This window comes from Raineya sp., assembly GCF_053497555.1.
The window spans coordinates 1-9,377 of the sequence record NZ_JBRCWE010000068.1 but is presented as its reverse complement, the minus strand read 5'-3'; the positions used below and the strand labels follow the sequence as shown (position 1 = coordinate 9,377).

Sequence of the window (9,377 nt, the reverse complement as noted above, 5' to 3'; positions counted from 1 at the left end):
CCCCCAGCCCCTCTCCAAAAGGAGAGGGGAGCTATACACCTGAAAATCAAAATTTTAGGTGTAATTATCTCCCCTTCTTTTCAAGGAGGGGAACAAGGGGTGGTTTAAGTTATTAAAAATAAAAACTTGATAATCAAATTTTTAATCTTGCAACTCACGTTACAATTAACAATTTTTTAGGCGTATTCTTCAAAAAATAACTATGCCAGAAATCTTTATCTTTTGTAATTAAACATCTTTGGTCTGAATCGGCTATTTGACAAATAAACTCATCGGTTGAACGATTACTGTCTGGTAGCTGTAGCGTATGTAAGTTATCCAAACCCTTTTTATTTAGATAATCAGCCAGTCTTTTGGGTAATTAGCATCTACCAAAAATTTCATTGAGCAATCTTAAAAAAATCTTGAAATTTTAGCATTTGATTGGCATACACTATGCACGCCTTAATATCATCTGCCTCTAAATCAGGATAATCATTGATAATTTGCTCAATGCTCATTCCTGAAGCCAATAGTTCTAAAATAAACTCTACGGGATACCTCAATCCTCTTACGCAAGGTTTTCCGTGGCAAATTTTTTCGTCTATTGAAATTCTCTGCAAAATATCATTCATTGCAATAGCTTATTTTTTCAACCAATTAAATGCAATCCAGACCACTGCACCGAGTACAATAGCAAAAACATACACACTCACGCTACCCGTTTGCAATCTGCGGAATGCCCCTGATAAAAACCTCACCAATTGCCCTGTACCTTCTACAAAGAAATCTACCGCCACCTCAAAGCTATTACCCAAAAACTTGGAAAGACCTTGAATGGGCTTCACAATGATTGCCTCATAGATTTCATCAACATAATATTTGTTTGCCAGCAGTTTAGCAAAACCACGTTGCTCTTCTTCGGCTTTGGGTACAGATTTTTTAGCTACAAAAATTACATAAGCCAAAATAATAGAAACCAGAGCTACCGCCACCGAAATACCCATTAAAGCGTATTCGGTACTATGAGAAATTTTATGAGGCTTAAATAGTTCAGGATTTAGTTTTTCGGCAGTTGCATAAATAGGAGCAAGGAACTGGGCAAGTTTATCTCCTCCTTTTGCAAATATTTCAGGAATATTGAGCAAACCTCCTGCTATTGAAAGCACAGCCAGTATCATCAGAGGCAAAGTCATTGTGAGCGGCGATTCGTGCAAGTGATGTTTCTGCTCTTCTGTGCCTCTGAAATCTCCCAAGAAGGTAAGGAAAAACAATCGGAACATATAAAAGGCAGTCATTGCGGAGCCTAATAGTGCCAAGCCCCACAAAATAGGACTTTTAGCGTAAAGGTGCATTAAGATTTCGTCTTTGGAAAAGAAACCCGCAAAAGGCGGAATACCCGAAATAGCAAGCGTTGCGATACCGAAAGTTATGAAAGTAATAGGCATATACTTTCGCAAACCTCCCATATGGCGAATATCTTGCTCGTGATGCAAGGCGTGTATTACGCTACCTGCCCCCAAAAAGAGCAGAGCTTTGAAAAATGCGTGCGTAACTACGTGAAATATCCCCGAAGTATAAGCCGCAACGCCCAAAGCCATAAACATATAACCCAGTTGGCTCACGGTAGAATAAGCCAATACTTTTTTAATATCATTTTGGAAAATACCAATAGAAGCGGCAAGCAAGGCTGTAGCTATTGCAATAATGAGAATAATGGTGAGTGTTGTGGGAGCATAGCTAAAAATAAAATTGGAACGCACTACCATATAAATACCTGCTGTTACCATTGTAGCGGCGTGAATGAGTGCCGATACAGGTGTAGGACCTGCCATTGCATCAGGAAGCCAAGTATAAAGCGGTATTTGAGCCGATTTGCCCATCGCCCCTATGAACAAAAGCAAGGTAATCACTACAAACTCCCAAGAATCTACTACTTTGTAAGTGTTTTTGAAAGAATCTCTGGCGAATATTTCTACTAAATCTTTGTATTCAGTGGTATTCCAAAAAATAAAAATCATAATTACACCCAAAATCAAGCCCAAATCTCCAATTCTATTCATTACAAAGGCTTTTTGAGCGGCGGCATTGTAAGAACGATTTTTATTCCAAAAACCTATGAGCAAAAACGAACACAAACCTACTCCTTCCCAACCTATAAACATCATCAAATAGTTACCTCCCATTACCAGCATCAGCATTGCAAACATAAAAAGGTTCAAGTAAGCCATAAACTTACCAAAACCTTCATCTTCTTTCATATAGCCCACCGAGTACAAATGAATAAGCGTACCTACCCCCGTTACAAAAGAAAGCATCAGAAGCGTGAGTTGGTCAATGTACAAAGAAAAACTAACAAAAATCCCGGGTACAGCAATCCAATCGTAATAAACCAAACTCAAAGGTTGAACTTGCTTGGGAGCGTTGAAAGTATTAAAAAGTAAAATAGTACCTATAAACGAAGCCAAAGGCATAAGTACAGCTATAAGGCTTATCAGAGATTTTGGCAGTTTTTTACTGCCCAAGCCATTGATAATAAAGCCTATGAGCGGAAAAAGAAGCGTAAATAAAGCTAATGTTTTAGTATCCATTGTCTAAAATTTTACTTTGTGGTAAATCTCTTTGAGTTGTAAGGAAAATTTTTCAAGTAAGGTAATAGTATCATTTTCGTTATCAAAATCCCACATTTCCCAGTGTTTAGGCGTAATTTTCCTAAACAGCCGAACCTTGCATCTATCTTGCCAAACAAGTACATATTCTTGCAAACTCGCAAGGTTCTGATATACATCAAATTTCTTTTCTTTGTCGTAACTTTCTGTACTTTTGGAAAGCACTTCACAAATCATAACAGGATTTGTGATAGTATCAAATTCATTATCTACAAAAGCAGGCTCACCTTGTATTACCCAAACATCAGGGTAGCAAAAACTATTATTGGGTAAATCTGCTACTCGCATATCGCTTGAAAAAGCCTCAAATTCGCTACCTACAAACCACTTTTCTAAAAGAATGAGCAAATTTTTTACAATTCTGTTATGGTTGATACTTGCCCCTGCCATTGGATAGATTTCATTTGCAATAAGTTCGTGTTTGAGTGGCTCTTTTCGCTCAAAGTTTAGAAATTCACTTGCTTTCCATATTTTTTCTAAAAGTTCAGGCATTATTTCCAACTAAAATATCAAAATTTGACTTTTTGGTAAATATCTTTCAAATAAATCCTGCAAACTCCATATAAAAACGATATAGTATCATTTTCATTATCAAAATCCCACATTTCCCAATGTTTAGGCGTAATTTTCTTAAACAGCCGAACCTTATATCTATCTTGCCAAATAAGTACATATTCTTGCAAACTTGCAAGGTTCTGATATACATCAAATTTCTTTTCTTTGTCGTAACTTTCTGTACCTTTGGAAAGCACTTCACAAATCATAACAGGATTTGTGATAGTATCAAATTCATTATCTACAAAAGCAGGTTCGCCTTGTATTACCAAAACATCAGGGTAGCAAAAACTATTATTTTCTAAATCCGCTACTCGCATATCCCCCTGCAAAACTATAAAATCCAAGCCCCAGAATTGCTGTTTTAGTAAAAAATGTAGGTTGCTAACTATGAGATTATGATTAAAACTTGCTCCTGCCATTGGATAGATTTCATTTGCAATAAGTTCGTGTTTGAGTGGCTCTTTTCGCTCAAAGTTTAGAAATTCACTTGCTTTCCATATTTTTTCTAAAAGTTCGGGCATTATTAGTACCGAATTTTGTTAAGCTCGCCAACATCAACAGAACGAGTATTGCGATAAATCATCACGATAATTGCAAGCCCCACAGCAACTTCTGCCGCCGCTACCGCCATTATGAAAAATACAAACACCTGTCCCGAAGCATCTCCACGATACGCCGAAAGAGCTATAAAAAGCATATTCACGGCATTGAGCATTAGCTCTACACACATAAAAATAATCAAGGCATTTCGGCGAATAAGTACCCCTATCACCCCAATACAAAACAGCACCGAAGCCAAAATAATGTAATACTCCAAAGGAATTTTTGTAATGATTTCTACCATAAACTACAAACGCTTGAATTGATTGATAATTTCTTGCAAAACACCCAAAATTAAAGTTAATTCATTTAGAAAGTATTTTCGGTTATCTATGAATATTTTTTCAGCAAGTTTCATAAAAAGCCACTCTTCGCCTGTGGTTACACAACCATAGACAAAAGGCAAATTATATCCTTTTTTTTGATTGAATATTTTTGCCCCGACCATCTGTGCGGCACACTGCGGTACAGCTCCGTCCAAGTCATTTTTTTTTGCTTCTACAATTTGCAAAATCGGGAAACTCACGTCGTACCGCTTCGTATCTTTGGCAATGATAAAATCACACTCGCCATTTAAGCCTTTTTCTGGCTCTACATTCAAATTTTCTCCCGAATATATCGTAAAAAACTCATTGTTTCTTTCTCTCATTTCCAGCAAAACAGGGAACACAATTCCCTCCGACCTTGCTTTTTCGCTCCGCATAGGAAGTTTTTTAGCAGCTTCTATGGTTTTTTTCAGGTAATCAGAAGGTTCTATGGGCAAAATTTCACTAAAAATCTCCTCAATTTGGTTTTCAATACCAAATTCTTTTTCAATTTTTTCTAATGAAAAATCCGCATAAGCCATAAACTTTCCTCTGATACTTTCTTAATTTTTAGAAATTCCTTTCTCCGCTTTCTCTTTTGCCGAGCATCACGGCTCCTACCATTGCGGCAAGAAATAAAACAGAAGCGAGTTCAAAGGGCAAAAGAAAATCATTGTAAAGAACTTTACCCAAATTCTCTACCAAGCCTATATCTGTTCTAATATCCGATTTTACTTGGTGTGGTTCCAGTGATTTGAGCGAAGCAATGATTACAAGCAAAAGCAAGCCCCCTGAAACTACTCCCGCAATTTTCATGAATACCGACTTATTTGCAGAAGTATCTCCCTCTTTTTTGAGATTGAGAAACATTATCACAAACAAGAAAAGCACCATTATAGCTCCTGCATATACGATAATATTCACTATGGCAAGGAACTGGGCATTGAGCAAAATATAATGCCCCGTGAGTGCAAAAAATACCAATATCAGATACAAAACACTATGAATGGGATTCTTGGCAAAAACCACCATTAAAGCAGAAAAAATCGCAAGGAAACTCAAAAAATAAAATAAATTCTCTGAAAGGGACATAAGACTGCATTGTTTTTGTGTGCCAAAATTAAGAAAAACTCGTAATTCTTTGCAAGAATAATTTTACTTTACACAACTTGCCTCTCTTGTACAAGAGAGGCAAGTAATTAGCAAGCAAGCCTTTATTTTTTCAAAGGCTCAACGAGTTTGTCTTTACCAAAAATTACCTCATTACGGCTATGAAACGCAGGGGCAATAACATCATTTTGCAAGAAAATGGCTTCTTTGGGACAAGCCTCTTCGCAAAGACCGCAAAAAATACAACGCAACATATTGATTTCGTACACTGCCGCATATTTTTCTTCGCGATACAGATGCTCTTCACCCGGTTTGCGTTCGGCGGCTACCATTGTGATAGCTTCAGCAGGACAAGCCAAAGCACATAGCCCACAAGCCGTACAACGCTCTCTGCCTTCTTCATCACGCTTCAAAACGTGCAAACCTCTGAATACAGGCGACATAGGACGTTGCTGTTCAGGGTACTGAATGGTGGCTTTCTTTTTGAAAAAATGCTTTATCGTAATGCCCAAACCCGTAACAATGGCTGGCAGATATATCTTTTCAGCAAAAGTCATTTTTTTATTGCTGACTTGCTTGGCTCGGTTCGTGAGTCGCATAAAAATATAGTTTTAGGTGAAAAACTAAAAAATCCATAGAACCTCTACAAAAAAAGGCATTTTATTTCAAATTGACAAACATTTCTGAAAAGGTTTTTGTTTATTTATACAAATTCTAAATAAGCAACTACTTGCATTGAAAAGTATAATCTGCTAACTTTGAAGCAAACAAGTTTTTATGAATATCCAAGAAATTCAGGACGAAATTATCAGCGAATTTGAACTCTTTGACAATTGGGACGATAAATATGCCTACATTATTGAATTGGGTAAGAAACTCCCCCCCCTTTCGGAAACATACAAAACCGAAGAAAATTTGGTAAAAGGTTGTCAATCCAAAGTATGGCTACACGGCTATAAAAAAGATGACAAGGTTTTTTTTGAAGCCGATAGCGATGCTCTCATTGTCAAGGGATTGGTCAGTTTGCTCTTGCGAGTATATTCAGGACAGCCCGCTGAGGCTATTGCCCAAACGGAGCCTTATTTTATCCAAAAAATCGGCTTACAACAACATCTTTCTATGACCAGAGCCAACGGACTTGCCTCTATGATTAAGCAAATCAGAACCTATGGGGTAGCTTTGCAAAGCTCATAATTCAATTATACTATGACAGAAAATGCTGAAAATTCTTTTTCTGCTCCTTCTTGGAAAGAAAAAATGAGCCTTACAGGGCAAGCGTGGAAAATGGTTACGGGAGTAGCGTGGCGATACGTGAGCCGTCTTTTGCTTATTTGCCTAATAGGAACATTGCTAAATATTAGCCTTTTTATACTGCTTCATAGTAAAATAGATTTTGTTTTGGGACGTTCTACCACTGAAACGCTTTTGGGGGTAGGTTCTATTACTTTCTTTTTCATACTTGCTCCTATTGCTTATATCTGGATAGCCAATAAGCACGCATTGCAATCTGTTTTATACTTTGTGGGAAATCATCTGAAAGAAACTATTTTTGAATATTTCGTTCATAAAGCCTTTGAGTATGCCTACAAGCAACCTACCATCAAAGCACAACTGGAAAACGGCAAAATTGAGGATTTTATCAATATTACACTTCCCGAATATTTGCAAAAATTGCAAGGAATGAATGGCGTATTACGTAAAATATTCAAGAAATTTTCAGGAGATATTGATTTACTTGCCATTTTTAAGGAAGCAAAAGAAAATCTAGGCGGGGAAATCAATTTGAAAAACTTAGAGCATTACGTAGCTCAAAAAGCCTCTGCTCAAATTCCTGTTCCTTTGCTTTCTGCCCCAAATTGGTGGTGGATATTCGCGGTTGTTTTGTTAAATATTGGCATTTTTACAGGATTTTGGTTTTTGATGAGTTAGAGTCCCACTTTTGCTCTAACTTCACACCATTCAAGGAAACTTCCAAAATGGCTTCTGCACCGCAAACTATCGGATAGTTTTCACTTTCGTGTCCGATAGGAAAATCATAACAGACAGGAAACTGGTATGGCTCAACAATTTCTGCAATAATTTCATAAATGTTTTTATCAAAAGGTGGTTCTTCGGGCTTGATACGTGAAATATTTCCCACAATCAGTCCTTGTAAATTTTCAAATTTTCCTGCTCTTTGTAAATGCCTAAACATTCTATCCAAATTGTAGAGCGGCTCATTGACATCTTCCAAAAATAAAATTGCATTTTCAGTATCAAAATCCGTTTTTGTTCCGATTTGGTTATGCAAAAGGGCTATGTTCCCGCCAATCAGTTTGCCCCTTGCCCTACCTAACCTATCAAAAGGCAAATTTTCTACTTCATACGCTATTTGAGTATTTTGCAAAATATTTTCTAAATATTCAAGTGTTTGGAAGGAAAGATTTTCCCAACCTTTGAGCATCGGTGCGTGCAGACTTTTCAAGCCTATTTTTTGTAAAGCACAATGTAAAACCGTTACGTCACTAAAACCCACAATCCACTTAAATTTTTTTAGCAAAGGGCTAAAATCAATGCTATCAATCCATTGTACCACTCCGTATCCACCTCTACTGCACCAAATTATGTCTATGGTATCATCATCTAAAAGCTCTTGAAAAGCACTTAAACGCTCTTGGATAGTTCCTGCAAATTGTGCATTTTGAGCGAAAGTTTGCGGGTGAATAAATACTTCATAGCTCCATTTTTCAAGGGTTTGTACGGCTTTTTCTATTTGCTCGTAGCTTACCGCAGAGGCAGGACTGAAAACACCTATTTTTTTCATAAAAAAGTATTTTGTGTTACAATTTTTCAGCTACTCTCATTTTAGCACTTCTGGCACGCGGATTTTGTTGCACTTCTTGTTCTGTGGGTAAAATTGCTTTCCCAAGCATCTGCAAAGGTTTCAAAGGGTTTCCATAAAAATCTTTTTCTACTTCGCCCCAAAATTTGCCTTTTTGGATAAAATTTTTCACCAGTCTATCTTCCAAAGAATGATACGAAAGCACTACCAAGCGTCCTTTGGGGGCAAGTATTTGAGCGGTTTGAACAAGCATTTCTTGGAGTGCTTGTAATTCGTCATTTACTTCTATTCGCAAAGCCTGAAAAACTTGTGCCAAATATTTGTTTCTTTCTTGAAAAGGTAGGCATTTTTCAATGGCTTTCAGCAAGTCTGCTGTATTTTGAATTTTCTGTTTTTTACGAAAAGTTACAATACTATTAGCGAGTGTCTTGGCATTACGAATTTCACCATACATACCCAAAATACGATGGAGTTCTTTTTCGCTGTACTCCTGCAATACGCTTTGAGCAGTAAGCGACTGATTTTTATTCATTCGCATATCCAAAGGAGCATCAAAACGAAAAGAAAAGCCTCTTTCGGCAGTATCAAACTGATGTGAGGAAACTCCCAAATCCGCTAAAATACCTGTAACCTGCGTTATACCCCTCTTTTGTAATTCTTGTTTCAAGTAGCGAAAATTGTTTGGGATAAAGGTGAAATTTTCATATTTTCTTTGTAATCTTTGGACATTTGGCAAGGTGTCGGGGTCTTGGTCAAAAGCAAAGAGTCTGCCTTGCAAATGCAAATTTTGCAGAATAGCTTCCGAGTGTCCGCCTCCGCCGAAAGTTACATCAATATAAATGCCGCTTTTATCCGTAATAAGCCATTGAGTAGCCTCTTGAAGCAAAACAGGAATATGATAATCTGTGTTCATAGTTTTTTAGAAAGCAACAAAAATACAAAAACCCGATAATATGTATCGGGCTTTTGCATCATTTTATGTTTAACTTATCAAGGAACTTGTTTTAACTTTACTTCCTTGGGTACCATCACCTTACGGATACACTGAATATTGCCGTTGCTCATTTTTACATCTATCCTACCTGCAGGATCTGCGTAGAAGTAAGGAGCGGCAACATAGTTAGCAGTAGTAGGAGTTAATGTTTGTATCTGTTCTCCTTGTAGAGTATTCATCTTGACACCGAAATCATTGAAGAAAGCTCTACGCGTAATCACGTGATACTTCATAATTTCAGTGAGCTTATCCAAAGGAATATCGTAAATGCTATTAAAATTATTCAAAGCAAGGAAGGCATTGAAAGCGGCATCCGTAGGCAGAAGCACGGTAATTCTATC

14 protein-coding genes are annotated in these 9,377 nt (G+C 37.2%); 2 read left to right on the top strand and 12 right to left on the bottom strand.

The window, feature by feature from the left end; all coding sequences use genetic code 11:
• Positions 1-154 precede the first annotated feature (154 nt).
• The 9 genes from ACWITO_RS09155 to nuoI all read right to left on the bottom strand — a co-directional run bounded on the left by ACWITO_RS09155 (position 155) and on the right by nuoI (position 5,820).
• The gene (locus tag ACWITO_RS09155) at positions 155-349 is read right to left on the bottom strand and encodes a DUF5615 family PIN-like protein (protein WP_448529691.1); all 195 of its coding nucleotides are present in this window, start codon (positions 347-349) and stop codon (positions 155-157) included.
• A gap of 31 nt (positions 350-380) precedes the next feature.
• Positions 381-614, bottom strand: coding sequence for a DUF433 domain-containing protein (locus ACWITO_RS09150; protein WP_448529690.1), 234 nt, complete (start codon positions 612-614; stop codon positions 381-383).
• Positions 615-623: 9 nt separating this feature from the next.
• Positions 624-2,570, bottom strand: a complete 1,947-nt coding sequence (gene nuoL / locus ACWITO_RS09145) for an NADH-quinone oxidoreductase subunit L (protein ID WP_448529689.1) — start codon at positions 2,568-2,570, stop codon at positions 624-626.
• Positions 2,571-2,573: 3 nt separating this feature from the next.
• Positions 2,574-3,140, bottom strand: coding sequence for a Uma2 family endonuclease (locus tag ACWITO_RS09140; RefSeq protein WP_448529688.1), 567 nt, complete (start codon positions 3,138-3,140; stop codon positions 2,574-2,576).
• Positions 3,141-3,157: 17 nt separating this feature from the next.
• Positions 3,158-3,727, bottom strand: a complete 570-nt coding sequence (locus ACWITO_RS09135) for a Uma2 family endonuclease (protein WP_448529687.1) — start codon at positions 3,725-3,727, stop codon at positions 3,158-3,160.
• Between the two features lie 2 nt (positions 3,728-3,729).
• Positions 3,730-4,050, bottom strand: a complete 321-nt coding sequence (gene nuoK / locus ACWITO_RS09130) for an NADH-quinone oxidoreductase subunit NuoK (RefSeq protein ID WP_448529686.1) — start codon at positions 4,048-4,050, stop codon at positions 3,730-3,732.
• Positions 4,051-4,053: 3 nt separating this feature from the next.
• On the bottom strand, positions 4,054-4,653 hold the full coding sequence (locus tag ACWITO_RS09125) for a hypothetical protein (RefSeq protein ID WP_448529685.1): 600 nt from the start codon (positions 4,651-4,653) through the stop codon (positions 4,054-4,056).
• Between the two features lie 28 nt (positions 4,654-4,681).
• Entirely contained in the window at positions 4,682-5,203 is a 522-nt protein-coding gene (locus ACWITO_RS09120; protein WP_448529684.1) for an NADH-quinone oxidoreductase subunit J family protein, read from the bottom strand.
• Between the two features lie 122 nt (positions 5,204-5,325).
• Entirely contained in the window at positions 5,326-5,820 is a 495-nt protein-coding gene (gene nuoI / locus ACWITO_RS09115) for an NADH-quinone oxidoreductase subunit NuoI (RefSeq protein WP_448529683.1), read from the bottom strand.
• 178 nt (positions 5,821-5,998) lie between these two features.
• Here nuoI and ACWITO_RS09110 point away from each other — a divergent pair, with 178 nt between their 5' ends.
• Together ACWITO_RS09110 and ACWITO_RS09105 are read left to right on the top strand one after the other, a co-directional pair.
• On the top strand, positions 5,999-6,415 hold the full coding sequence (locus ACWITO_RS09110; protein ID WP_448529682.1) for a SufE family protein: 417 nt from the start codon (positions 5,999-6,001) through the stop codon (positions 6,413-6,415).
• Positions 6,416-6,427: 12 nt separating this feature from the next.
• Positions 6,428-7,150, top strand: coding sequence for a hypothetical protein (locus tag ACWITO_RS09105; RefSeq protein ID WP_448529681.1), 723 nt, complete (start codon positions 6,428-6,430; stop codon positions 7,148-7,150).
• On the opposite strand, the gene ACWITO_RS09100 is transcribed toward ACWITO_RS09105, so the two are convergent.
• The 3 genes from ACWITO_RS09100 to ACWITO_RS09090 form a co-directional block, all read right to left on the bottom strand.
• Entirely contained in the window at positions 7,122-8,024 is a 903-nt protein-coding gene (locus ACWITO_RS09100; RefSeq protein WP_448529680.1) for a S66 peptidase family protein, read from the bottom strand. The genes ACWITO_RS09105 and ACWITO_RS09100 overlap by 29 nt on opposite strands.
• A gap of 16 nt (positions 8,025-8,040) precedes the next feature.
• The gene (rsmH, locus tag ACWITO_RS09095) at positions 8,041-8,955 is read right to left on the bottom strand and encodes a 16S rRNA (cytosine(1402)-N(4))-methyltransferase RsmH (RefSeq protein WP_101357604.1); all 915 of its coding nucleotides are present in this window, start codon (positions 8,953-8,955) and stop codon (positions 8,041-8,043) included.
• A 77-nt stretch (positions 8,956-9,032) separates the two neighbouring features.
• The coding region (locus ACWITO_RS09090; protein ID WP_448529679.1) for a fasciclin domain-containing protein at positions 9,033-9,377 on the bottom strand (345 nt) is incomplete at its 5' end.